Consider the following 22,712-nt stretch of genomic DNA (forward strand, 5'->3'; position numbering starts at 1 on the left):
CGAGACATGGTGACCGGACACCACGCGGCTGCCGGCCACCCGGCCGCGTATGTCGGCCCGTTGACCCTGGCGTGGGTCAGCCGGCACCTGGCGGCGGGCGAACGGATCGTCAGGACCGAGGCACTGCAAGGCGGCATCACCGCCGCAATGCGGCGGCTGACCATCGGCCGCCGCAATGCGGCGGCTGACCATCGGCCGCCGCAATGCGGCGGCTGACCATCGGCGCGGCGGACGGAAGCACCCGTGACCTGGTGCTGCGGAGCTTCGTCGATCCGCTCTCAGCGGGCCATGCCGAGGACTGGCTGAACCGGGAGACCGATGCCCTCACCCTGCTCAAGGGGACGGGCGTGCGGGCTCCTGGCCCGGCCGTGGCGGGAAGCGGGGAGGACGGAGCTGACGACGCGGGTCGTGGAGGAGCGGCTGGACGCCTATGTCACGGCGCTGATGAACGCTTCGGTCTGAGCCACGGCGGTCCGCGGCGGCTTCGCCGTCCACCGCGCGGCCGGGTCCGGGCGGGAGCCCGGCTCACTCCAGGTGGTGGCGGTTGTACTCCTCGACCACCGGGGCGCCGGGGGACGGGGGCTCCACCCGGCGGCGTTTGAGGATGCTGATGTAGGCGCACAGTCCGATCGTGCCGACGATCAGCAGGATGATGCCCATCAGGTCGACGTTGATCCCGCTGATGTCGATGTTGACCGCCAGGGTCAGAATCGCCCCCAGGGCCATCATGCCGATGCAGATGACGATGCCCATGCGTTGCCTCCAAGCACGGTTGAGCCGTCTCGGCTCATTCGGGCCGAACTGGCTCTTCGGCCGGGCGGATTCGCTTACCGCGCGCGGGTACCCGGATCCGTCGGAGGCAACCACCGTGCCGCGCGGTCCCGGACTCCGCGGCTGCGCGGGGTCCGGCACCGCCGGTCGGTCGGGGGCTCGGTGGCCGGGTCAGCCCTCGAGGAACGCCGTGAGGCAGTTGGCCAGCAGGTAGGGGTCGTCGGCGCCGCACAGCTCTCGGGCCGAGTGCATGGAGAGGATCGCGACGCCGATGTCGACCGTGGTGATGCCGTGGCGTGCGGCGGTGATCGGGCCGATGGTGGTGCCGCAGGGCACGTCGTTGTTGGAGACGAAGCTCTGCCACGGGACGCCCGCGCGTTCGCAGGCCGCGGCGAAGACGGCGCGTCCGGAGCCGTCGGTGGAGTACCGCTGGTTGACGTTGACCTTGAGGATCGGACCGCCGTTGGGCAGCGGGTGGTGGCCGGGCTCGTGCCGTTCGGGGTAGTTGGGGTGCACGGCGTGCCCGGTGTCGGAGGAGAGGCAGACGGTGCCCGCCCAGGCGCGGGCCCGGTCCTCGTAGGAGCCGCCGCGGGCGAAGACAGAACGCTCCAGCACCGAGCCCAGCAGCGGCCCGTCGGCGCCGGTGTCGGACTGGCTGCCGTTCTCCTCGTGGTCGAAGGCGGCGAGCACGGGGATCGCGGTGGGCTCGGCGTCGGTGCCGCGGCCCGCCGCCGCGATCAGTGCCGCGACCCCGGCGTGCACCGACAGCAGGTTGTCCATCCGCGGGCCGGCCACGAGTTCGCGGTCCCGTCCCAGGTAGGCGGGGGGCTCGACGCTGTGGGTCATCAGGTCCCAGCCGGCGATGTCCTCGACCGGGAGTCCGCTCTCCTCGGCGAGGAAGCGCAGCAGGTCGCCCTCGTCGGTCCTGCCCAGCCCCCACACGGGTGTCATGTGACGCTGGCGGTTCAGCTTGAGGCCGTCGTTGACCTGCCGGTCGAGGTGGATGGCGAGCTGCGGTACGCGCAGCAGGGGGCGGTCCACGTGTACCAGGTGGGTGGAGCGGTCGCGCAGGGTCAGTCGGCCGCTGAGGCCCAGATCGCGGTCGAGCCAGGTGTTGAGCAGGGCGCCGCCGTAGATCTCGACGGCGATCTGCCGCCAGTTGTGGGCGCCGGTGTCGGGTACGGGCTTGACGCGCAGGTTGGGCGAGTCGGTGTGGGCGCCGACGATCCGGAAGGGGGTGCTCGGCAGGGCGCCCTCGGGGACGTACCAGGCGATGAGCGCGCCGCCGCGCAGGACGTACTTGCCGCCCGTGGTGGCGTCCCAGGCCTCGGTCTCCCGCACCTGCCGGAAGCCGGCTTTCTCCAGTTGCGCGGCCGTGTTCGCCACCGCGTGGTAGGGGGAGGGGGCGGCGGCGAGGAAGGACAGCAGACCGTCGGTGTGAGCGCGGTCGAACGGCGTGGCGTTGCTCATGGGCCCACCTTACGGCGCGGTGTCCGGGTGCCGGGCGTGTGGTCGTCCCCGCTCGGGACGGGCAGCGCCCCGCTCCCAGGGCGGCGGGAGCGGGGCGCGGGGGCCGGGTACGGCCCGGCATCAGGGGTGCGGGAGGGCTCAGAACGCCTTCTCGTCGAGCTCCATGATCGAGAGGTCCACCGTGTCGGCCAGCTCGCGCTGGACGGCGACCTGCGGCAGCACGTTCGCGGCGAAGAACTTCGCCGCGGCGATCTTGCCCTGGTAGAACGGCACGTCCTTGGCGGCGGCGCCCGCCAGCTTCTCGGCGGCCACGGCGGCGCCGCGCAGCAGCAGGTAGCCGATGACGACGTCACCCGCGGTCATCAGGAAGCGGGTGGTGTTGAGCCCCACCTTGTAGATGGACTTGACGTCCTTCTCGGTGGCGGCCAGGTCGGTCAGCATGGTGCCGACGATGGCCTCCAGCTCCCCGGCGGCCTTGGCGAGGTGGTCGCGGGAGGCGGCCAGCTCCTCGCCGCCCTGCGCCTCGGCGAGGAACTTCTTGATCTCCTCGGACAGCGCGGTCAGCGCCTGGCCCTGGTCGCGGACGACCTTGCGGAAGAAGAAGTCCTGGCCCTGGATGGCGGTGGTGCCCTCGTAGAGGGTGTCGATCTTGGCGTCCCGGATGTACTGCTCGATCGGGTACTCCTGCAGGTAGCCGGAGCCGCCCAGGGTCTGCAGGGACTGCGCGAGCTGCTCGTAGGACTTCTCCGAGCCGTAACCCTTCACGATCGGCAGCAGCAGGTCGTTGAGGCGGTGGGCCGCGGCGGCGTCCTCGCCGCTGTGCTCCTTGAGCAGGATCTCGTCCTGCACCGTGGCGGTGTAGAGGACGAGGGCGCGCATGCCCTCGGCGTACGCCTTCTGGGTCAGCAGCGCGCGGCGTACGTCCGGGTGGTGGGTGATGGTGACCCGGGGCGCGGTCTTGTCCGTGAACTGGGCCAGGTCGGCGCCCTGCACCCGCTCCTTGGCGTACTCCAGCGCGTTCAGGTAGCCGGTGGAGAGGGTGGCGATCGCCTTGGTGCCGACCATCATCCGGGCGAACTCGATGATCTTGAACATCTGCCGGATGCCGTCGTGCTTCTCGCCCAGCAGCCAGCCCTTGGCGGGCTGGTTGGCGCCGAAGGTCATCTCGCAGGTGTTGGAGACCTTCAGGCCCATCTTGTGCTCGACGTTGGTGGCGTGGACGCCGTTGCGCTCGCCCAGCTCGCCGGTCTCCCAGTCGAAGTCGTACTTGGGCACGATGAACAGCGACAGGCCCTTGGTGCCGGGGCCGTGGCCCTCCGGACGGGCCAGCACGAAGTGCACGATGTTCTCGGACATGTCGTGCTCACCGGAGGTGATGAAGCGCTTCACGCCCTCGATGTGCCAGGTGCCGTCGGCCTGCTCGGTGGCCTTGGTGCGGCCGGCGCCGACGTCCGAGCCGGCGTCCGGCTCGGTGAGCACCATCGTGGAGCCCCACTGCTTCTCGGCCATCAGCGCGGCGATCTTGTGCTGCTCCTCGGTGCCCTCCTCGTGCAGCACGCCCGCGAAGGCCGGGCCCGAGGCGTACATCCACACGGCCGGGTTGGAGCCCAGGATCGTCTCGGCGAAGCCCCACAGCAGCGAGCGCGGCGCCGTGGTGCCGCCGATCTCCTCCGGGATGCCCAGGCGCCACCACTCGGCGTCCATGTACGCCTGGTAGCTCTTCCGGAAGGCGGCGGGTACCGGTGCGGTGTTGGTGTCCGGGTCGAAGACCGGCGGGTTGCGGTCGCCCTCCTCGTAGGAGGCGGCCAGCTCGTTCTCGGCCAGCCGTGCGATCTCGGACAGCACGTTCTTGGCGGTCTCGACGTCCATCTCCGCGAACGGTCCGGTGCCGTACACCGTGTCGCGCCCGAGCACCTCGAAGAGGTTGAACTCGATGTCGCGGAGATTCGACTTGTAATGCCCCATGGCGACGGCTCCGTAGTGGCTCGCTCGTACTTGTCGGTAGTCCCATAGATGATGCTACCCGCCGGTAATAAGAAGCAACCCCTCACCACCCCTCTGTGACTCGTTACTCTTTTCGCTATGTACGGTTACGACCAGACCGGCGCCCCACCCGGACAGGGCCACGGGCCGCAGCCCGGGCAGGGCCACGGCGGGCACGGCTACCAGCACGCCGGGCACGGCCCGCATCCCGGTCAGCAGGGTCACCAGGCGCCGCCCCCGCCGCCGTACGGAGCGCATCAGGGGCCGCCGCAGTACGGCCAGCCGGGAGCGCAGCAGCCGCTCTACCCCGAGCCGTCGCCGCCCTCCCTCCAGGAGTCGATCCGCGCCTTCACCACGGGCTCGATGAGCGCCGAGGACTTCCAGGGGATCTTCTCCACCTCCAGGGTGTACTGCCCGCGCGGCGACACCCCCGGCTTCCTCGCGCTGCACAACACCCAGCAGCCGGTCATCCCGATGTTCAGCACCCTCAAGGAGCTGCGCGCCTACGCCGGCAAGGAGTCGAAGTACTTCGTCATCACCGGCGCCGAGGTCCTCGACCTGCTGCCGTCGGGCTACGGCTTCGTGCTCGACATGGAGGGCGAGCACCGCGTGGTCTTCGACGCCAAGGCCGTCGAGGAGATGGTCGACTTCGCGATGCGACGGATGTACGGCTGAGCCGATGTACGGCTGAGCCGATGTACGGCTGAGTCGACAGGCGCGCGGGCGGTCGCCGCGCGCCGGCGTACGGAGTGACGTGCGCCTCGCCGCACCGGGCTGCCGCGAACGTCCCCGCGAACATCCCGCGGCGGCCCGCTCCGGCCCCCTGAGCTCCTCGGCCCTCGTGCGGCAGCGGCGGCAGGGGCGGCAGGACGCCTCCGGGTCCGGGCGGACGGGCGGCAGGAAGCCTCCGCGTCCAGGTCCTCCCACCGGTCCGGGGACGGCTGCTCCCCGGCGCTCTTCCGTGTTCCCTCGCCGGGGCCTGCCGCGTTGTCCCAGGTCCAGAGTCCGGCGCCTGGAAGGCCGGGCGTCGTCGGTGCATGTTGCACCACTTTGTACCGACTCGTCGGGTCGGGGAAACGGGGGCGAGGCGGGGTGGGACAGGGCGGTACTCTGAAGGGCACTCCACTGTGACCCCTGAGCCGAACGACTTGGATGAATGATGCATCGGTACCGGTCCCACACCTGCGGCGAGCTTCGCGCCTCGGACGTCGGCACTGACGTCCGGCTGAGCGGCTGGCTGCACAATCGCCGGAACCTTGGCGGCATCCTCTTCATCGACCTGCGCGACCACCACGGCATCGTCCAGCTCGTGGTCCGGGACGTGGCCGGTAAGATCGACGAGCAGCTCGGCTCGCTGGCCAAGGAGACGGTCCTGCGGGTGGACGGCAAGGTCACGGCCCGCGGTGCGGAGAACGTCAACCCCGAGTTGCCCACCGGCGAGATCGAGGTGGAGGTCACCGAGGTCGAGGTGCTGGGCGGGGCCGAGCAGATCCCGTTCACCATCAACGCCGAGGACGGTGTCAACGAGGAGCGGCGGCTGGAGTACCGCTTCCTCGACCTGCGCCGGGAGCGCATGCACCGCAATGTGATGCTGCGCAGCAAGGTCATCGCCGCCATCCGCGAGAAGATGGTCGCCCAGGGCTTCAACGAGATGGCGACGCCCATTCTCTCGGCCACCTCTCCCGAGGGGGCCCGCGACTTCCTCGTCCCCTCCCGGCTGCACGCGGGCAGGTTCTACGCGCTGCCGCAGGCGCCGCAGCAGTTCAAGCAACTGCTGATGATCGCCGGGTTCGACCGCTACTTCCAGATCGCGCCCTGCTTCCGTGACGAGGACGCGCGCGCCGACCGCTCGCCGGGCGAGTTCTACCAGCTCGACATGGAGATGAGCTTCGTCGAGCAGGAGGACGTCTTCCGGGTCATCGAGACGGTGATGACCGAGCTGTTCCAGGAGCTGGGCGAGGGCCGCGAGGTCACCTCGCCGTTCCCGCGCATCCCCTTCCGCGAGGCGATGGTCAAGTACGGCTCGGACAAGCCGGATCTGCGCGCCCGGCTGGAGCTGACCGACGTCTCCGCGCTCTTCGCGGGCTCCGGCTTCAAGGCGTTCGCCGACAAGCACGTGAGGGCGCTGGCGGTGCCGGACACCGCGGCCCAGCCGCGCAAGTTCTTCGACTCGCTGGGCGATTTCGCCGTCGAGCAGGGTGCCAAGGGCCTGGCCTGGGTGCGGGTCGGCGAGGACGGCTCGCTGGCGGGCCCGATCGCCAAGTTCCTCACCGAGGACGACGTCAAGGCGCTCACCGACACGCTGGGCCTCGTCCCCGGCCACGCGGTCTTCTTCGGAGCCGGTGAGTTCGACGAGGTCTCCAAGATCATGGGCGCGGTCCGTGTCGAGGCCGCCAAGCGCGCCGGGCACTTCGAGGAGAACGTCTTCCGGTTCTGCTGGATCGTGGACTTCCCGATGTTCGAGAAGGACGAGGAGACCGGCGAGATCGAGTTCTCGCACAACCCGTTCTCCATGCCCCAGGGCGGTCTCGAGGCGCTGCGCACCAAGGACCCGCTGGACGTTCTGGCCTGGCAGTACGACATCGTCTGCAACGGTGTCGAACTGTCCTCCGGTGCGATCCGGAACCACGAACCGGAGATCATGTTCGAGGCGTTCGGTATCGCGGGCTACTCGGAGGAGGACGTCGAGCGCGAGTTCGGCGGCATGCTGCGCGCTTTCCGCTTCGGCGCTCCGCCGCACGGTGGGATCGCGCCGGGCATCGACCGCATCGTCATGCTGCTCGCGGACGAGCCGAACATCCGCGAGACCATCGCCTTCCCGCTCAACAACAACGCGCTCGACCTGATGATGGGCGCCCCGAGCGAGGTCGACGAGGCGCGGCTGCGCGAACTGCACCTCTCGCTGCGCAAGCCCCCGCAGGTCAAGCAGGCCGAGAAGGCCAAGCAGGCCCCGCAGGCCGAGTAGCCCGCCGAGCCCGCCCAGCCGGGCGGGTCCGGCGGGACGAGTGGCTGCGCGCCGCCCGGGGCTGCCGGGTCGCCGGATGGTGGCGCGGCGGCTCGGTCCGGGCCTCCTCCGCGTCCGACGCGTCCGCCACGGTCCCCTCCGTACACATACGGAGGGGACCGTGTCGTTTTCGGTACCCGGGCGTCAAGCGGCCGATCGAGCGGTCACTCTTGGTGGAGAGCGTGGCAACGGAAGAACAACGGTCATCGATCGGCTACATATGTGCACGGAGACGGCGACGATCGCTCCAACGCGGGCACGCCCCGGGCACGATGCAACAGGTGCGGTGGTCAGCCCTCGGGGGACGGGACGTGGGCCGCCGCACGGCGTCCCGCCGAAGGCGTCACGCACGGTGATACACCGCAGGTGTCGTGTGCAATGTGGCGGTCGAGCGACGAGAGTGACGGCGAAGGAGGTGGCGGTGTGCACGCCGAGGGCCCCAACCCGGGCACGTGTTGCCGCTGCGGTCTGCCGGTGCGGCACCGGGCCCTGATCGCGATCATCGAGACGGGTTCGGGACCCGGCGGCAGCGCGTACGCGTGCCTGCCCTGCGCCCGCGACTACGCCAAGACCTCACTGGCCCCCGAGTGGATCGGCGAGACGATCGCCCACGCGGAAGCGATGCGGCTGGCATGGGACGAGGAGCGCGAGGACGGCGGCCGCCGCGGCGGCCGGCCCCCCGTCTGACCTCGCGCCTCCCCGAGCGCTGACGGGCCGGCCATGCTCCGCCCGGGGCCGGCCCCCGCCTCAGGCCACTCCCCGGGCCCCCCGTCCCGCACCCCGCGGGCCGCCGAGACCCCGCAGTGCCGTCCTCCCGGCGACCGGGACGGCGCCGGCCCGGCGGTCGGCGCCGTATTCACCCGCGGTTCATTCCGCGGTCGCCCTGCCGCGTATCCGCGGCCTTAACGTCACGGCGGCGTACGGCGTACAAGCGCACACCGCGCCCGGACCGGAGGAACGACCATGCGAAAGCCGCTGCCGCTGCTCACCGCGCACCCGACGGGAAGGTCGGCGATGACCTGCCGCTACCGCTGCGGCGACGCCTGCTTCCACGAGGTGCCCAACACCAGCACCAACGAGTACGCGGGTGACGTCATCGCCCGGGCCCTCTCGCGCCGCTCGGTGCTGCGCGCCGGCGCCGTCGTCGGGGTCGCCGCGGCCGCGGGCACCGGGATCGCCGGACCCGGCGCCGGAACCGCCGCCGCCGCGCCGCAGGGCAGTGGCCACCACCCGCACGGCGGGCCGCACGGCAAGCCGGCCAAGGGCCTGCGGTTCGAGCCCGTCGCGCCCAACACCGCGGACACGGTGACCGTCCCGGAGGGCTACGGACAGAACGTCGTCATCCGCTGGGGCGAACCGATCCTGCGCGGGGCGCCGGACTTCGACCCGGCGCGGCAGAGCGCGAAGGCCCAGGCAGGCCAGTTCGGCTACAACAACGACTTCCTCACGCTGCTGCCGCTGCGCTCCCGGCAGCACAGCCACAGCCACGGGGCCGACCAGCTCCTGGTCGCCAACCACGAGTACACCGACGAGGAGTTGATGTTCGCCGGGTACGACCCGGAGAAGCCCACCCGCGAGCAGGTCGAGATCGCCTGGGCCGCGCACGGCCTGTCCGTCGTCGTGGTGGCCGGTGAGCGGCGTACGGGAGCGCTGCACGCCGTGCCCCGCCACCCGCTCAACCGCCGGATCACCGCCACCACCGAGTTCGAGCTCACCGGTCCGGCCGCGGGCGGCGCGCTGCTGCGCACGAAGGCCGACCCGCGCGGGCGCCGGGTGCTGGGGACGCTCAACAACTGCTCGGGCGGCACCACGCCGTGGGGCACGGTGCTCTCCGGCGAGGAGAACTTCAACCAGTACTTCGCCCACGCCGAGCGGGTGACCGACCCCGAGCGCGCCGCGACCCTGAAGCGGTACGGCATCTCGGGCGGCGCCAGCGGGCGGCGCTGGGAGGAGTTCGACGAGCGGTTCGACCTGACCGCGGAGCCGAACGAGGTGCACCGCTTCGGCTGGGTGGTGGAGCTGGACCCGTACGACCCCGACTCCACGCCCCGCAAGCACACGGCGCTCGGCCGGTTCAAGCACGAGGCGGCCCAGCCGCGGCTGTCCCGGGACGGGCACGCCGTCGTCTACATGGGTGACGACGAGCGCTTCGACTACTTCTACAAGTTCGTCTCCAAGAACCGGATGCGCCGCGGGAAGAGCGCCGAGGACCGGCGGCACAACCTGTCCCTGCTGGACGAGGGCACGCTCTACGTCGCCAAGCTGACCGGCGACAGCCCGGCGGACGAGATCGACGGCGCGGGCACGCTGCCCGAGGACGGCGAGTTCGACGGCAGCGGCCGGTGGATCCCGCTGGCCGCCGGGGACCGGTCGTTCGTGCCGGGGATGAGCGCCGAGGAGGTGTACGTCTTCACCCGGCTGGCCGCCGACAAGGCCGGCGCCACGAAGATGGACCGCCCCGAGGACATCGAGCCCAGCCCCCGCACCGGCCGGGTGTATGTGGCGCTGACCAACAACACCGACCGCGGCAAGGACGGCAAGCCGGGCCCCGACGAGGCCAACCCGCGCAACGCCAACAAGCACGGCCAGGTGCTGGAGTTCGCCGAGCGCCGCAACGACCCGACCGGGAGTACCTTCTCCTGGCGGCTCTTCCTGGTCTGCGGTGACCCCCAGGACCCGGGGACCTACTTCGGCGGCTTCCCCAAGGAGCAGGTCAGCCCGATCTCCTGCCCGGACAACGTCACCTTCGACGACTACGGCAACCTGTGGATCTCCACGGACGGCAACAAGCTCGGTTCGCACGACGGGCTGCACGGGGTCGCCACGGCCGGGCCGCGGCGCGGCGAGGTCCGGCAGTTCCTGACCGTCCCGACCGGTGCGGAGACCTGCGGGCCGCTGGTGCAGGACCGCCGGGTGCTCGTCGCGGTCCAGCACCCGGGCGAGGTGGACGGCGCCTCGGTGGAGAAGCCCGCCTCCACCTGGCCGGACGGACCGGGTCACTATGTGCGCCCGGCGGTGGTGGCCGTCTGGCCGGAGGACGGTTCCCACGTCGGACGCTGACCCCGGCCGCCCGCGTGGGCGGGTGGTCGGAGTCGGACAGCAGGAGCGCGGGCCCCGTCGGTGACGTCCGATGCTGTTGGTAAATCCGGGGCCTACGCCTTCTTCGCCCCGTCGATCGTCTGGTCGGCGGGGCGAAGTCGTGCGAAATGACTGGTGCGGGTGCGTGCTCGTGGGGTGCCGGTGAGGTGGGCGTCGACGCGGGCGAGGTTGATCGCGGCGCCGGTGAGCTGGTGCTGGAGGCTGGTCTTCGTCAGACCGCGGTAGCGGGATCTGCGCAGGCCGCAGCGCTGAACGCCCTGGGCGATGGTGCCCTCGACCCCCGCCCGGACCTTGTAGCGTTCCTTCCATTCGTCGCTCTTCTGCTCGGCTCTGGCCGTCTGAAGCGCGTGGTGTTCGTCGTGATGGCGTAGTCGCAGCTCACGGCTCTTGCCGGAGGGCGAGTTGATGCACTCCCGCCGCACCGGACAGGGACGGCAGTCAAGCACGGAGAACCGGACCCGCAGCACGGGCTGTCCTGTCTGGGAGAGCCGTTCGCTCCAGTTGATGCTGGTCTTGCCGCCGGGGCAGGTGGCCTGCTTGCTGCCCCAGTCGATGATGAAGGCGTCCTGGCCGAAGCCACTGTCCGTGCTGGACTGGGCGCTGTTATCGGCCTGGAGCGGCCCGTGCAGGGCGATGCCGTGCTCGTCCCGGGCGCTGATCAGGGTGGCACCGGTGGGATAGCCGGCATCTACCCAGTGCTCGCCGGGCGTGCAGTCCCGTGCGGTGAGCTGGGTGTGGATCGTCTCGGCCATCGACCGGTCGGAGACGGTGGCCACCGTCGTGGCGACGTTCGTGATCAGGTTCGGGGTGTCCGGTTCGCAGGTCTCGGTGAGGTGGACCTTGTAGCCGTCCCACGCCGTATCGCGTTTGATGCTGGTGCGCGCGTCGGTGTCATAGGGGGTGACCGGGCGCAACGCGCCCGGCGGGCGGTCTTTTGGGTCCCGCCGCCTCACCTCACCTTCCACCTGGTGGAAGTGCTGGACCCACATCTGCCGCAGCGTCTCCACCTCGGCGAGGGCGCGGAGACCGTCGGGGGCGCCGGGCGCGAAGACGGCTGCCAGCAGGCGTGTTCCGTCCAGGCCGATCCGTAGCCCGACCTCGTCCCGCTTCGCCCGGCTGGTGGGGAACCGGCTGTCCTCGGCCCTCGTCGCGTAGTGCCTGAACCAGTCGGGCTCGGCGACACCGGCCAGCCAGTCCGGGGCCGTCTGCGCCAGCGCGTTCAGCGCCGACCGCAGCGTCTCCGCCACCATCTCCAGCCAGCACAGGTCACGCGCCGCCGACAACACGTGCGTGGAGTCCGTGCGGGCCCGGCCCGCCTTCTTGACCAGCCCCTTCTCGCGGGCTGCTGTCAGGATGCCGTCCAGCACCCGGCGTCCGCCGTCCGCCTGGGCGAGCCGGTCCCTGAACTCCGACAGAACCGAGAAGTTGAAGCCCGGATCATCCAGTTCCAGGCCGAGCGCGTACTTGACATCGATCCGCGCCCGCACCGCCTCCGCGGCCTGCCGGTCGGTCAGCCCCTCCACGAACTGCAACACTGACACCAGCGCCAGTCCGGCCGGTGACCAGGCATGACGCCCCCGGGCGGGGAAGAGATCCGCGAACTCCTCATCCGTGAACAACGGCCCCAGTCCGTCCCGCAGCCGGATCGCCAGGCTCCCCTTCGGAAACGCGGCCCGCGCCACCCGCACCGTCTCCGCCGGGATCTCCCCAGACCCCTTCGGCTGCATCGACATCCGCACCCACCCCATACGACAACGTCGGCCTTCAAGACCACAACCGGGTCTTGAAGGCCGACGTCACGTACAGGCCCCGGATTTACCAACAGCATCGGTGACGTCCGGCGGGGCCCGGCCCGGTCCCGCACACCCGGCCGGCGGGCCGGTGGGAGGACCCGGGGCAGCGTGCGCGGTGGCGGGGCCCGCGTACCCGTGCGAGGGTGACGGCAGGGCATCTGCGACAGAGATGCCGAATTCAGGCGGAACGCCCCCCATCATGCCAACCTCGCGGGTGCAGGTGCAGCCATGGAGCGAACCAGGATTCTGATCGTCGGCGGCGGCTTCGCCGGAGTCGAGTGCGCACGCGGACTGGAGCGCGGACTGCGGCCCGAAGAGGCGGAGATCAGCCTGGTCACCCCCGCCAGCTACGAGCTGTACCTCCCGCTGCTCCCGCAGGTCGCGGCCGGGGTGCTCACCCCGCAGTCGGTCGCGCCACCGCTGCGCAGGCTGGTGCACCGGACCGCCATCGTCCCCGGCATGGTCATCGGGATCGATCCGCACGACCGGATGTGCGTGGTCCGCCTCATCAGTGGCGAGACCGTCAACCAGCCCTACGACCGGCTGATCCTCACCCCCGGCAGCGTCACCCGCAGCTTCGACATCCCGGGCCTGAACGAGCAGGCGCGCGGGATGAAGACGCTCGCCGAGGCGGCCTATGTGCGCGACCACGTGATCGCCCAGCTCGACCTGGCGGCGGCCAGCACCAACGAGCAGGAGCGGGCCGAGCGGCTGCAGTTCGTGGTGGTCGGCGGCGGCTACGCGGGCACCGAGACGGTCGCCTGTCTGCAGCGGCTGACCAACTCCGCCGCCAAGCGCTATCCGCGGCTCGATCCCGACCTGATCAAGTGGCACCTGGTGGACATCGCCCCCAAGCTGATGCCGGAGCTGGGCGAGAAGCTGGGGCGGCGCGCCCAGCAGATCCTGCGCGAGCGGGGGACGGACGTGTCGCTGGGGGTCTCGGTCGCCAAGGCGACCGAGCGGCGGATCACCCTGACCGACAACCGGGTGCTGCCCTCCCGCACCCTGATCTGGACGGCGGGCGTCGCCGCCAGTCCGCTGATCAGCACCCTCGACGCGGAGACGATCAAGGGGCGGCTCGCGGTCAACGCGGACTTCACGGTGCCGGGCCACCCCGGGGTGTACGCGCTGGGCGACGCGGCGGCGGTGCCGGATCTGACGAAGGTCGGCGGCGCGGTGTGTCCGCCCACCGCGCAGCACGCCGGGCGCCAGGGCAAGCACATGGCCCGCAATCTGATCGCCGCGCTGCGGGGCGAGCCCATGACGCCCTACCGGCACAAGGATCTCGGGCTGGTCGTGGACCTGGGTGGGACCAACGCGGTGGCACGGCCGCTGGGGTACGAGTTCTCCGGGTTCCCGGCGCAGGTGATCACCCGTGGCTATCACCTGATGGCGCTGCCCACCTTCACGGCGAAGGTCCGCACGGTGGCGAACTGGAACCTCAACGCGCTGATGGGCGACGACTTCCTACGCACCGGCTTCCTCTCCCGCCGCCCCGCGACCCTCCAGGACATGGAGGCCACGGATGCCTACCTCACCCAGGAGCGGGCGCGCGAGCTGACACCGTGAGGCGGGGCCGTATCCGGCGGCGCGGCGGGCGGCAGCGGACGCGACGCTTTGACTTGAAGTGAAGTTCAAGTAGCAGAGTGGGGGTCTCGCAGCCAGCGAGAGTCCCCAGCCGGAAGGCATCACCATGCACGCCGTCGTCCTGCACACCTTCGGCCCCGCCGAGAACCTCCGCCGCGAGACGCTGCCCGACCCCGAACCCGGACCGGGCCAGGTCCGGATCGCCGTCCGCGCGGCCGGAGTCCACGCGATCGAGACCGTCATGCGCGCCGGAGTGACCGAGGGCCTGGTACCGCCGCTCCCCGAGCTGCCGACCGTGCTCGGCGGCGAGGTCTCCGGGCGCGTCGACGCGGTCGGCCCCGACGTCGGACCCGAATGGCTGGGCCGCGACGTGGTGACCGCGAAGGGCGCCCCCGGCGGCTACGCGGAACTCGTCGTCGCGGACCTCACCGAGGTGCTGGAGCGCCCCGCCGGGCTCGACCACCAGGCCGCGGTCGCCGCGATCGTCACCGGCGGGACGACCGTCGGGGTGCTCGCCCAGGCCGGCCTGGGCGAGGACGACGTGGTGCTGGTCAACTCGGCTGCCGGCGGCATGGGACGGCTGCTGGTGCAGCACGCCCACGCGCTGGGCGCCGTGGTGATCGGCGCCGCCGGCGGCCCGGAGAAGACCGCGGCCGTCCGGGAACTCGGCGCGGACCTGGCCGTCGACTACAACCGCCCCGACTGGCAGCAGCCGGTCGCCGACTGGCTGGCCGGGCCGGGCGGCGGCCGCTCCGTCACCGCCGTCCTGGACGGAGTCGGCGGCGAGCAGGCCCGCACCGCCTTCGGCCTGCTCGCCGCCGGCGGTCGCTTCGTGACCTACGGCGCGATCTCCGGTGCCGAGTTCACCCCGGGGCCCGACGAACTGGCGGCCCGCCGGGCCACCCACATCGACGCCCTCCGCGGCATGCTCGCCCACCCCGAGGACATCGCCGGCCATCGGGCCGAGGGGCTCCGCCGTACCGCCGCGGGCGACTTCACCCACACCACCCACCTCTTCCCCCTCGCCGAGGCCGCCCGCGCCCACAAGGCCCTGGAACAGCGCGAGACCACGGGGAAGGTCGTCCTGATCCCCTAGCGACGCCTCCGGCGACGGGAAGCCCGGCACCGCGGCCTCCCCGGGCGGCCGGTTCCGGTGGCGGTTCCGGCCGCCGGTTCCGGTGTGCGGTGCCGACCGCGTGGGGCACGCATTCGGTCGGGGAATCCGGGCACAGTTGGGGGAGAGCAAGGAACGACGAGCAGTCCGAGGAGCCCCCATGCCCACGGTGCCGGTGGTGCGCAGCCTGCGCAGGGTGGTGCGGCCCCGCGTGCCGCGCCCCGTGGTGGACCTCTCCCACCCGGCGCGCTCCCCGCTGGGCACCTCCGTGGTGAGTTGTGTGACCTACGACCGCGAGGGCACCCGGCTGATGGCGGAGTGCGGCATCGCGGAGGCGCTGGCCTGCGTCCGCAAGGGCGGCTCCGCAGACGACGCAGGCGACACGGCCGACGGTGACGGCGCCGCGGGTGACGGCGGCTTCGTGTGGATCGGGTTGCACGAACCGGGGGAGGCCGAGTTCGAGGGCATCACCGAGCTGTTCGGGCTGCATCCGCTCGCGGTGGAGAACGCACTCGAATCCCATCAGCGGCCGAAGGCCGAGTGGTACGGCGGCGAGATGATGTTCGCCGTCTTCAAGACCGTCAGCTATGTGGAGCACGAGAAGGTGTCCACCACCAGCGAGGTGGTGGACACCGGCGAGATCGTCGTCTTCACCGGCGCCGACTTCGTGATCACGGTCCGGCACGGGCGGCACGGCTCCCTCGGCCCGCTCCGCGAGGAGTTGGAGTCCGACCCGGAGCGGCTCGCGCAGGGCCCGGCCGCGGTGCTGCACGCGATCGCCGACCGGGTCGTGGACGACTATCTGCTGGTCGCCGACGAGGTGCAGACCGACATCGACGAGCTGGAGAGCCAGGTCTTCGCCTCCGAGACGCCTTTCGGGGGCAGCGGCGGCGGGGGCGGCTCCGGCACCAGCCGGGTCTACCAGATCAAGCGCGAGCTGCTGGAGCTCAAGCGCGCCACCCTCCCGCTGGCCCGGCCGCTGGAGCTGCTCTCCGACCGCCCCAACCGGCTCATCGACCCCGAGATACGCAAGTACTTCCGGGACGTCGCCGACCACCTCGCGCGCGTCACCGAGCAGATCTCCTCCTTCGACGCGCTGCTCGACTCGATCCTCCAGGCCCATCTGGCGCAGGTCTCCACCGCCCAGAACGAGGGCATGCGCAAGATCAGCGCCTGGGTCGCCATCGTCGCCGTCCCGACGATGGTCTGCGGCATCTACGGGATGAACTTCGACCGCATGCCGGAGCTGCACTGGCGCCTCGGCTATCCACTGGTCCTCGCCGTCACCGCCGTGACCTGCGTGGCCATGTACCGCGCCTTCCGCAGGAACGGCTGGCTGTGAACCGCGCGGCACCCCCTCCGGGGAACCCCGGGGCACCGCTTTCCGGAAGCCCGGGAGGGCGCCCCGCGGTGAGGGGCGCCCTCCCGGGCGGGTACCGGCGTGGCGCTAGAGCACCAGCGACAGCAGCAGCAACAGCACCAGTCCGACGACGGAGATGATCGTCTCCATCACCGACCAGGACTTCAGGGTCTGCCCGACGTTCATCCCGAAGTACTCCTTGACCAGCCAGAACCCGGCGTCGTTGACGTGGCTGAAGAAGAGCGAGCCGGCGCCGACCGCGAGCACGACGAGTGCGGTCTGCGGCGTGGACATGTCGGCGGTGAGGGGGCCGACGAGCCCGGCCGCCGAGACGGTGGCCACGGTCGCGGAGCCGGTCGCCAGCCGGATGCAGACGGCGATCAGCCAGCCGAGCAGCAGTGCCGGGATGGACCAGTCCTCGGACAGGTCCAGGATCATCTGTCCGATGCCGACGTCCACCAGGGTCTGCTTGAAGCCGCCGCCCGCGCCGACGATCAGCAGGATGCCCGCGATCGGACCGAGCGAGGTCGCCACGGTGGAGGACATCCGGTCCTTGGTGAAGCCCGCGGGGCGTCCCAGGGTGAACATCGCGACCAGGACCGCCACCAGGAGCGCCGTCATCGGGTCGCCGATCACGTCCATGACCCGCTGCACGGTGTCCTCGGGGTCGTCGACGACGATGTCGGCGAGCGCCTTGGCGAGCATCAGCACCACGGGCAGCAGCACCGTGGCCAGCGTGCCGCCGAAGCCGGGTCGCCGGTCCGGTTCGGCGTCGGCCCGCTCGGGCACGACACCTTCGGGCGGTGTGGTGTCGACCCAGCGTGCGGCGACCTTGCCGAACAGCGGACCGGCCACGATCAGGGTGGGGATGCCGACGACGAGGCCGAGGGCCAGCGTCACGCCCAGGTTGGCGTCCATCGCGTCGATGGCGACGAGCGGGCCGGGGTGCGGGGGCACCAGCCCGTGCATCACCGACAGTCCGGCGAGCGCGGGGATGCCGACGCGCATCACCGAGTAGTTGCCGCGCTTGGCCACCAGCAGCACCACCGGGATCAGCAGTACCAGGCCGACCTCGAAGAACATCGGCAGCCCGACGATGCCCGCGATCAGCGCCATCGCCCACGGGATGCTGCGCCTGCTCGCCCTGGCCAGGATCGTGTCCACGATCTGGTCGGCCCCACCGGAGTCGGCGAGCAGTTTGCCGAGGATGGCGCCCAGCGCGATGAGCACGCCGACGCCGGAGACGGTGTCCCCGAGGCCGGTGCTGAAGCTGGCGATCACCTTGTCGAGCGGCGCGGCGGCCGCGGCACCCAGTGCGAGGGTGCCGACGCTCAGCGCCAGGAAGGCGTGCAGCTTGAACCGGGTGATGAGTACGACGATGACGGCGATGCCGACGAGGGCGGCGATCCCCAACTGGACGTTGCCGGCGGAGGTGATGGGGTCCGGTTGCTGCGACCCCGCGGCCAGCATCTCGGCACTGAGATGGCGCACGGCTCTTCCTTCTTCGTGGGTGGTGAGGTGGGGCGGGTAGGGATCAGGGGTTGTTGACCAACTGGTCGGTATGGACAGGGGAGAGGCGGCTCAGTGCCGCCAGGGCGTGCCGGGTGACCGCGCGGGGTCCCGGCGCGACATCGACGGCGGTGCCCGGCTCGTCCGGCGCCAGCGGTTCGAGGGTGGCGAACTGCGAGTCCAGGAGTGTGACGGGCATGAAGTGGTCCGACCGCCCGGCCATCCGCTCGGCGATCAGCGCGCGGTCGCCGGTCAGATGCAGGAAGACGACACCGGGTGCCGAGGCCCGCAGCCGGTCGCGGTAGCCGCGCTTGAGCGCCGAGCAGCTCACGACCCCGCCGAGCGCCTGGTGGCGGTGGGCCCAGGCGCCGATGGCGTCGAGCCAGGGTGCCCGGTCGGCGTCGTCGAGCGGGGTTCCGGCGGACATCTTGGCGACGTTGGCGGGCGGGTGGAAGGCGTCGGCCTCGGCGTAGGGCACGTCGAGGGCTTCGGCGAGCAGGCGTCCCACGGTGGTCTTGCCGGTACCCGCCACTCCCATGACGACGACCACGGCGCCGGTGGCGGGGTGCACCGCCGATTCGGCCGTCCGGTCGGCCGCCCCCTCGAGTGGCTCCACCGCCGGTCCGGGTGCCGCGTCGGCCACCGGGTCGCGCCCCGTGTCCTGCTCGGGCCTTGTGCTCCGCACCGCTCTCACCGTCCTCGTCGACCTTGCTCGGCGCGCAGGACACTCAACCCCATAGGTCACATGTATTCAATAGCTGGAAGCGATGTAGTCATACTTATTCGCGGTGACGAGAAGCACGTAGGCTGAGCGTCCCGGGCGCTCGTCGAGTGCGCGGGGAGGGGTGGAGACAAGTCGGGAGAGGCATGACCAGCCAGGACGACGGCGCCGACCGGGAGTACGGTCCGGCGGACCCGCAGCGCGCGGCGGCCAAGGACGCCGGGGACGCCGCGGCGGACCCGGCCGGCGCCGCGTCCGCGGACGGTGCGAAGCGCGGCCGGGGGGTGCGCCGCGAGCGCGGACTGCACGGGCGGATGCTCGCCTCGCTCGGCCCCGCGATCACGGCCGGTGAGTACCCGCCCGGCACGGTGCTGCTCACCGAGGAGCTGGCCGCCCGCTACGAGGTCTCCCGCACGGTGGCGCGGGAGGCGGTGCGGGTGCTGGAGTCCATGCACCTGGTCGAGTCGCGCCGCAGGGTCGGAGTCACCGTGCTGCCGACCGAGCAGTGGAACGTCTACGACCCGCAGGTGATCACCTGGCGGCTGGCCGGTGCCGACCAGGGGCGCCAGTTGCGCTCCCTCACGGTGCTGCGGTCCGCCGTCGAGCCGGTCGCGGCCCGGCTCGCCGCCGAGCAGGCCACTCCCGAGGAGTGCGCCGCGCTGACCGAGCACGCGCTGGGCATGGTCGCCACCTCGCGGGGGCGGCAGCTCGACAACTACCTGGTGCACGACATCGCCTTCCACCGCGCCGTGCTGCGGGCCTCCCGCAACGAGATGTTCGCGCGGCTCGGCGACGTCGTCGCGGCCGTCCTCACCGGCCGCACCCAGCACGAGGTGATGTTCAGCGACCCACGCCAGGAGGCCGTGACCCTGCACGTCAAGGTCGCGGAGGCCGTCCGGGAGGGGGACGGTGCCCGTGCGGAGCGCGTGATGCGCACCATCACCGAGGACGCGATGGCCGAGCTGGACGTGCTGGCACCCTGACCGTCCGCCGGGGCGCCGGACCTGGCCCCGGCTCCCGGCCCACGCTTCCTGTCCGGTCCCGGCCGTCCCGCCGGGCCGCGGGGTGCGGGCGTCCTGTCGCCTTCGGGCATCGTCGGGCGCGCTTGCGGCGTCCGTCTCGGTGACGGCGGTCGGCGCGTTCCCCGGGGTGGTCCGGCCGCCGCCCACTGGTTAAGCTCACACAGAAGTTCTCTTGCGGATATCTTCATAGAAGCAGAGAAATCGGGAGGGGTTGGCTGCGATGACCGACGACGACGCGTCCACCGACGCACATCTGGTCTTCCGCCAGTACCTGGACGCGGTCGGGCTGCACGGCATGGCCGGTGCCGAAGCGGTGGGACTACAGGCCACCGAGTGGTACGCGCTCAGCGTGATCTCCGTGGAGGGCCCGCTCACGCCCGGCGAACTGGCCGTCCGCACCGGGCTGACCACGGGCGCCACCACCCGGCTGATCGACCGCCTGGAAGGCGCCGGATACGTCCGCCGCGCCGCGGACCCGGCCGACCGCCGCCGGCTGCGTGTCGCGCCCGCCGCCGACTCCTTCCCCGCGCTGGAGGAGACCGCCGCGCCCGCCCGCCGCCGCATCACCGAGCTGCTGGAGCGCTACACACCCGAGCAGCGGGCCCTCCTCTTCGACTACTTCAGCCGCGCGGCGCCCGCCTACCGCGCAGCCGCCGAGGAGGTCCGCGCCGCCGCCACCCCGCCGCACCGCCGCCCAGGCCGCAAGCCGTCGTCGGCGCGCTGACCCGGCGCCCCGGGACCACCGGCCCTCCGACCGGCCCCCTCCACAGCGCGCCCGGCGGCGCCGGAGCCGACGATGGCCCCATGGCCCAGCGCTCCGACGAGCCGTCCGACGCTCCTTCCGGCTCCCCCTCCGGCCCCCCGTCCGGCGGCGGCCGGGGCCGCCGGCCACTGTGGTCCGGCCACGGGTGGCCGCTGCTGGGCCCGGTGACCGCCGCCCTGTTCGTGGCCTACTTCCTGGTGCCGGAGCACACCCTGGGCCCGGAGAGGCCGGTACTGAGCTGGACCGTGTTCGGCATCGGGCTGACGGCCATCGCCGTTCTGCTGGTCAAGCACATGCGCGACGCCCTCTTCGACCGGCCCGGCACGGTCGTAGCACTGGTCTCGCTGATGTGCCTGTCCGTGCTGCTGTTCTCCTCCGCGTACTTCGTGATGTCCCACCACCCCGGCGAGTTCACCGGCCTGCGCACCCGGCTGGACGCCCTGTACTTCGCGCTGCTGACGCTCGCCACCCTCAGCTACGGCGACATCACCCCGCACGGCCAGTCCGTGCGGCTCGTCATCCTGCTCCAGATCGTCTACACGCTGGTCTTCCTCACCGCCGCCGCGACCTCGCTGACCGGAAAGCTGCGCCGCAACGCCGCGAGCCGGCCGCCCCGCGGCCGGGACCGGAAGCCGGACCCGGACTGAGTCAGCCGCCCGCGTCCAGCGCGTCCAGCACCGCGAGATCGTCCCGGAGCCACTGCGGGGCCTCCGGAGCCGCCGCGTACTCCCGCGCGTGCGGCAGACAGGCCTCGACGGCCCGGCCCGGCCCCGAGTTCGCGTGCACCAGCGCCACCACCACGGTCTCCGCGCGCCGCTCCCCGCACGGCAGGCAGTACCCGGCACCGGCCACGCCGCTCACCGGGCGGCCGCCCCGCCCGCGAGGGCAGCCCGCAGCCGCAGCGGATCCGTCAGCCCGCGCCCGTCCGCGCCGCCGTACGGCATGGCCCAGTACGGGCCGGGCGGCTCCGTCCGGGCCCGCGCCGGGACGGGCAGCCGGCAGGCGACCGACAGCCGCACCACCTCGCCCTCCCGGGCCGGGAGTCCGCCGCCCCCGGGCGGCACCAGCCAGTACAGCCACGATCGGTGCGGGTCCCCGATCACGGCCCCGCACGCCTCCCCCAGCGTGCGGACGACCCCCCACCCCCGCGCATACGGAACCCGCACCGCGTCCCGCCACACCCCCACGGGCAGCAGCGCGAACGGCGCGTGGACCGGCGGGGACCAGGAGGTGTCGGGCTCTGCGGTGGCGTGGCGCTCCCGTCCGGCCGGGCCTCGAACGTGACCGGCGTTCCGACCAGCACCGACACGTCGACATCCAGGGCCCGCGCCAGCTTGTTGAGCGTGGCCATACGCGCCGTTCGGCGCCTGTTCTGCTCCAGCTTGCGGACGATGTCGACGCAGACCTCGGCCGACTCCGCCAGCCGCTCCTGGGTCAGGCCGCGGCGGGTTCGCAGCCGCCCGAGCCGGTCACCGATGCTGGTATCGAACCCCTCGTGCATCGCGCACCCCCACACGTGGACAACTCCACGCCACCCGCGAGGAGGGCGCCGCACCGCCCTGTTCGGTCCCCGGAACCGTCCCGCGGGGCGCGGACTCGCTCACCGCCGGGGTGTCGGCCCCGCGTGCGAGGATGCGAAGCGGCCTAGCGAGCGATCGCGCACGGGTGGATGGCCGTCCGAAGCCACCGAGTCAGGGACTGGGGCACTGACGATGCGTACCGTGACCATCACCGGAAGCCGTACGGCGGGACACCACGACACCGCCCACTATGCGCAGCTCTTCACGGCGTACCTGGCGCCGTTCGCGGCCGAAGCGCACTTCTACCTCGGCGGCGGCCGCGGCATCGACAGCCTGGCGCTCAAATGGCTGGCGGAGGAGACGGAGGCCTGGCTCACCGTCGCGGTGCCCGGCACCCTGGACCAGCAGCCCCCGGAGGCCAGGAACGCTGTCAACCGCACCTGGGACCGCATCGCGGAGATCGTCGAGCTGGCCGCCGATCCGCTGGACGACGCCGCCCACCTGGCCAGGAACCGGTGGATGGTCGACCGCTCGGCCATGGTGATCGGCTTCCCGGTCGGCACCAGCACCCAGTCGGGCACCTGGCAGACCCTCGACTACGCGTCCCAGCAGGGGAAGGCCCGGCTGGTCGTCCCGACGTGACCTGACTCGTGCGCGTTTCGAACCCGTGCGTGTTCTGGCCCGTGCCCGTCAAGTTGGGCGGTTGCGGTCGGGAAACGGGGGCACTCGGGCCGCGGAGGTGAACGATTGTGGGTCCTTTGCTCCTCGTCCTGCTGCTCGCGCTGATCCTGTTCGGCGCGGGGTTCGCGCTGAAGGCGCTGTGGTGGATCGCGGTGATCGTGCTGGTCGTCTGGCTGCTCGGTTTCCTCGTCCGGCCGTCGGTCGGCGGTCGGCGCGGTCGCTGGTACCGCTGGTAGCCGATCCGGCCGTATCCCTTCGGCGCTGCTGTCGGAGGCGCCGGCCCCGCCCGCCCGCTCCGCTTCCGGGGCGGGGCGG

The 22,712-nt window shown here is 71.9% G+C and carries 21 protein-coding genes and 2 pseudogenes; 14 read left to right on the forward strand and 9 right to left on the reverse strand.

Annotated elements, in window-relative coordinates; all coding sequences use genetic code 11:
* Window positions 1–6: 6 nt before the first annotated feature.
* Both P2424_RS15850 and P2424_RS15855 read left to right on the forward strand, forming a co-directional pair.
* Window positions 7–362, forward strand: a pseudogene (locus tag P2424_RS15850) (hypothetical protein); the annotation flags it as partial.
* Window positions 319–462, forward strand: coding sequence for a hypothetical protein (locus tag P2424_RS15855; protein ID WP_276479185.1), 144 nt, complete (start codon window positions 319–321; stop codon window positions 460–462). The pseudogene P2424_RS15850 and the gene P2424_RS15855, both read left to right, overlap by 44 nt.
* Window positions 463–525: 63 nt before the next feature.
* On the opposite strand, the gene P2424_RS15860 is transcribed toward P2424_RS15855, so the two are convergent.
* From P2424_RS15860 to P2424_RS15870, 3 genes are all read right to left on the reverse strand, one after another.
* On the reverse strand, window positions 526–753 hold the full coding sequence (locus P2424_RS15860; RefSeq protein ID WP_276476379.1) for a hypothetical protein: 228 nt from the start codon (window positions 751–753) through the stop codon (window positions 526–528).
* 189 nt (window positions 754–942) lie between these two features.
* Window positions 943–2,241, reverse strand: a complete 1,299-nt coding sequence (locus tag P2424_RS15865) for a M18 family aminopeptidase (protein WP_276476380.1) — start codon at window positions 2,239–2,241, stop codon at window positions 943–945.
* Window positions 2,242–2,379: 138 nt separating this feature from the next.
* Entirely contained in the window at window positions 2,380–4,206 is a 1,827-nt protein-coding gene (locus P2424_RS15870; protein ID WP_276476381.1) for an acyl-CoA dehydrogenase, read from the reverse strand.
* A gap of 117 nt (window positions 4,207–4,323) precedes the next feature.
* On the opposite strand from P2424_RS15870, the gene P2424_RS15875 reads away from it, so the two are divergent.
* From P2424_RS15875 to P2424_RS15890, 4 genes are all read left to right on the forward strand, one after another.
* Window positions 4,324–4,899 carry an SseB family protein gene (locus P2424_RS15875; protein ID WP_276476382.1) on the forward strand — a complete coding sequence of 192 codons (576 nt, stop codon included), beginning with the start codon at window positions 4,324–4,326 and terminating at the stop codon, window positions 4,897–4,899.
* Window positions 4,900–5,383: 484 nt separating this feature from the next.
* Window positions 5,384–7,189, forward strand: a complete 1,806-nt coding sequence (gene aspS, locus P2424_RS15880; protein WP_276478995.1) for an aspartate--tRNA ligase — start codon at window positions 5,384–5,386, stop codon at window positions 7,187–7,189.
* Window positions 7,190–7,651: 462 nt separating this feature from the next.
* Window positions 7,652–7,915: a hypothetical protein gene (locus tag P2424_RS15885; RefSeq protein WP_276476383.1), complete on the forward strand. Its 264-nt coding sequence runs from the start codon at window positions 7,652–7,654 to the stop codon at window positions 7,913–7,915.
* Window positions 7,916–8,191: 276 nt separating this feature from the next.
* Window positions 8,192–10,288 (forward strand): PhoX family phosphatase, encoded by a 2,097-nt coding sequence (locus P2424_RS15890; protein ID WP_276476384.1) that lies wholly within the window; start codon window positions 8,192–8,194, stop codon window positions 10,286–10,288.
* A 92-nt stretch (window positions 10,289–10,380) separates the two neighbouring features.
* Here the strand turns inward: P2424_RS15890 and P2424_RS15895 are convergent, their stop codons facing one another.
* Window positions 10,381–12,060 (reverse strand): IS1182 family transposase, encoded by a 1,680-nt coding sequence (locus P2424_RS15895; RefSeq protein WP_276474614.1) that lies wholly within the window; start codon window positions 12,058–12,060, stop codon window positions 10,381–10,383.
* A gap of 288 nt (window positions 12,061–12,348) precedes the next feature.
* Between P2424_RS15895 and P2424_RS15900 the strand changes: the two genes are divergently transcribed.
* From P2424_RS15900 to P2424_RS15910, 3 genes are all read left to right on the forward strand, one after another.
* Entirely contained in the window at window positions 12,349–13,689 is a 1,341-nt protein-coding gene (locus tag P2424_RS15900) for an NAD(P)/FAD-dependent oxidoreductase (RefSeq protein ID WP_276476385.1), read from the forward strand.
* A 124-nt stretch (window positions 13,690–13,813) separates the two neighbouring features.
* Window positions 13,814–14,803 carry a zinc-binding dehydrogenase gene (locus P2424_RS15905; RefSeq protein ID WP_276476386.1) on the forward strand — a complete coding sequence of 330 codons (990 nt, stop codon included), beginning with the start codon at window positions 13,814–13,816 and terminating at the stop codon, window positions 14,801–14,803.
* Window positions 14,804–14,981: 178 nt separating this feature from the next.
* Window positions 14,982–16,163 carry a magnesium and cobalt transport protein CorA gene (locus tag P2424_RS15910; protein ID WP_276476387.1) on the forward strand — a complete coding sequence of 394 codons (1,182 nt, stop codon included), beginning with the start codon at window positions 14,982–14,984 and terminating at the stop codon, window positions 16,161–16,163.
* 105 nt (window positions 16,164–16,268) lie between these two features.
* Here P2424_RS15910 and P2424_RS15915 read toward each other — a convergent pair whose 3' ends face one another.
* Both P2424_RS15915 and P2424_RS15920 read right to left on the reverse strand, forming a co-directional pair.
* Window positions 16,269–17,672, reverse strand: coding sequence for a gluconate:H+ symporter (locus tag P2424_RS15915; RefSeq protein ID WP_276476388.1), 1,404 nt, complete (start codon window positions 17,670–17,672; stop codon window positions 16,269–16,271).
* Between the two features lie 43 nt (window positions 17,673–17,715).
* Complete coding sequence (locus P2424_RS15920; RefSeq protein ID WP_276478996.1) at window positions 17,716–18,228, reverse strand: gluconokinase; 513 nt, start codon at window positions 18,226–18,228, stop codon at window positions 17,716–17,718.
* A 497-nt stretch (window positions 18,229–18,725) separates the two neighbouring features.
* Between P2424_RS15920 and P2424_RS15925 the strand changes: the two genes are divergently transcribed.
* The 3 genes from P2424_RS15925 to P2424_RS15935 all read left to right on the forward strand — a co-directional run bounded on the left by P2424_RS15925 (window position 18,726) and on the right by P2424_RS15935 (window position 20,843).
* Window positions 18,726–19,394 carry an FCD domain-containing protein gene (locus P2424_RS15925; protein ID WP_276478997.1) on the forward strand — a complete coding sequence of 223 codons (669 nt, stop codon included), beginning with the start codon at window positions 18,726–18,728 and terminating at the stop codon, window positions 19,392–19,394.
* 259 nt (window positions 19,395–19,653) lie between these two features.
* A complete protein-coding gene (locus tag P2424_RS15930) occupies window positions 19,654–20,157 on the forward strand; it encodes a MarR family transcriptional regulator (RefSeq protein WP_276476389.1) in 504 nt (167 codons plus the stop codon).
* Window positions 20,158–20,237: 80 nt separating this feature from the next.
* The gene (locus P2424_RS15935) at window positions 20,238–20,843 is read left to right on the forward strand and encodes a potassium channel family protein (protein WP_276476390.1); all 606 of its coding nucleotides are present in this window, start codon (window positions 20,238–20,240) and stop codon (window positions 20,841–20,843) included.
* 1 nt (window position 20,844) lies between these two features.
* On the opposite strand, the gene P2424_RS15940 is transcribed toward P2424_RS15935, so the two are convergent.
* From P2424_RS15940 to P2424_RS15950, 3 genes and pseudogenes are all read right to left on the reverse strand, one after another.
* A complete protein-coding gene (locus tag P2424_RS15940) occupies window positions 20,845–21,057 on the reverse strand; it encodes a hypothetical protein (protein ID WP_276476391.1) in 213 nt (70 codons plus the stop codon).
* Window positions 21,054–21,299, reverse strand: coding sequence for a hypothetical protein (locus P2424_RS15945; protein ID WP_276476392.1), 246 nt, complete (start codon window positions 21,297–21,299; stop codon window positions 21,054–21,056). The genes P2424_RS15940 and P2424_RS15945 overlap by 4 nt, the downstream gene beginning before the upstream one ends.
* Window positions 21,300–21,448: 149 nt before the next feature.
* Window positions 21,449–21,697 (reverse strand): annotated as a pseudogene (locus P2424_RS15950) (helix-turn-helix domain-containing protein); the annotation flags it as partial.
* A 211-nt stretch (window positions 21,698–21,908) separates the two neighbouring features.
* Between P2424_RS15950 and P2424_RS15955 the strand changes: the two are divergent.
* On the forward strand, window positions 21,909–22,358 hold the full coding sequence (locus tag P2424_RS15955) for a DNA-processing protein DprA (RefSeq protein WP_276476393.1): 450 nt from the start codon (window positions 21,909–21,911) through the stop codon (window positions 22,356–22,358).
* Window positions 22,359–22,465: 107 nt separating this feature from the next.
* On the forward strand, window positions 22,466–22,633 hold the full coding sequence (locus P2424_RS15960; RefSeq protein ID WP_026004365.1) for a hypothetical protein: 168 nt from the start codon (window positions 22,466–22,468) through the stop codon (window positions 22,631–22,633).
* Window positions 22,634–22,712 lie beyond the last annotated feature (79 nt).

The sequence above is a fragment of the Streptomyces sp. WMMB303 genome (assembly GCF_029351045.1).
Lineage (GTDB): Bacteria > Actinomycetota > Actinomycetes > Streptomycetales > Streptomycetaceae > Streptomyces.

Coding starts and splice junctions, on each gene's coding strand:
- P2424_RS15895 (WP_276474614.1), bottom strand. CDS start 12,060: ATGTCGATGCAGCCGAAGGGGTCTGGGGAGATCCCGGCGGAGACGGTG.
- P2424_RS15935 (WP_276476390.1), top strand. CDS start 20,238: ATGGCCCAGCGCTCCGACGAGCCGTCCGACGCTCCTTCCGGCTCCCCC.
- P2424_RS15870 (WP_276476381.1), bottom strand. CDS start 4,206: ATGGGGCATTACAAGTCGAATCTCCGCGACATCGAGTTCAACCTCTTC.
- P2424_RS15920 (WP_276478996.1), bottom strand. CDS start 18,228: ATGGGAGTGGCGGGTACCGGCAAGACCACCGTGGGACGCCTGCTCGCC.
- P2424_RS15855 (WP_276479185.1), top strand. CDS start 319: ATGCCCTCACCCTGCTCAAGGGGACGGGCGTGCGGGCTCCTGGCCCGG.
- P2424_RS15925 (WP_276478997.1), top strand. CDS start 18,726: ATGCTCGCCTCGCTCGGCCCCGCGATCACGGCCGGTGAGTACCCGCCC.
- P2424_RS15860 (WP_276476379.1), bottom strand. CDS start 753: ATGGGCATCGTCATCTGCATCGGCATGATGGCCCTGGGGGCGATTCTG.
- aspS (WP_276478995.1), top strand. CDS start 5,384: ATGCATCGGTACCGGTCCCACACCTGCGGCGAGCTTCGCGCCTCGGAC.
- P2424_RS15900 (WP_276476385.1), top strand. CDS start 12,349: ATGGAGCGAACCAGGATTCTGATCGTCGGCGGCGGCTTCGCCGGAGTC.
- P2424_RS15955 (WP_276476393.1), top strand. CDS start 21,909: ATGCGTACCGTGACCATCACCGGAAGCCGTACGGCGGGACACCACGAC.
- P2424_RS15930 (WP_276476389.1), top strand. CDS start 19,654: ATGACCGACGACGACGCGTCCACCGACGCACATCTGGTCTTCCGCCAG.
- P2424_RS15875 (WP_276476382.1), top strand. CDS start 4,324: ATGTACGGTTACGACCAGACCGGCGCCCCACCCGGACAGGGCCACGGG.
- P2424_RS15890 (WP_276476384.1), top strand. CDS start 8,192: ATGCGAAAGCCGCTGCCGCTGCTCACCGCGCACCCGACGGGAAGGTCG.
- P2424_RS15905 (WP_276476386.1), top strand. CDS start 13,814: ATGCACGCCGTCGTCCTGCACACCTTCGGCCCCGCCGAGAACCTCCGC.
- P2424_RS15865 (WP_276476380.1), bottom strand. CDS start 2,241: ATGAGCAACGCCACGCCGTTCGACCGCGCTCACACCGACGGTCTGCTG.
- P2424_RS15910 (WP_276476387.1), top strand. CDS start 14,982: ATGCCCACGGTGCCGGTGGTGCGCAGCCTGCGCAGGGTGGTGCGGCCC.